The organism is Pseudomonas sp. EL_65y_Pfl2_R96 (assembly GCF_963970905.1).
In the GTDB taxonomy this organism is placed as follows: Bacteria; Pseudomonadota; Gammaproteobacteria; order Pseudomonadales; family Pseudomonadaceae; genus Aquipseudomonas.
The window spans coordinates 1-254 of record NZ_CAXAQH010000479.1 but is presented as its reverse complement, the minus strand read 5'-3'; the positions used below and the strand labels follow the sequence as shown (position 1 = coordinate 254).

Below are 254 nucleotides of genomic sequence, written 5' to 3'. Positions count from 1 at the left end.
GACTTTCGAAAATCCATTGATGGCCTGGCGGCGCTGGTCGAACTGGATATCAAAGTCGCGGTATTCGACCCTGTGCTTTTCGTCTTCCTCAACAAGCCACGCAACCGCGTGAAGATTTTGTATTGGGAACGCAACGGCTTCTGCCTCTGGCTCAAGCGCCTCGAATCCGAGCGCTTCAAAACATCGCCCGATGCCACTGACGAGGCGATTGTTCTGACCGTGCAGGAACTGAACTGGCTACTGGATGGTTTTGA

Annotated in this window: 1 protein-coding gene; it reads left to right on the top strand. The window is 53.5% G+C overall.

The annotated features are described in order from the left end of the window. On the top strand, positions 1-254 hold a 254-nt coding region (gene tnpB / locus AACY49_RS31665; protein WP_339528306.1), incomplete at both ends, for an IS66 family insertion sequence element accessory protein TnpB.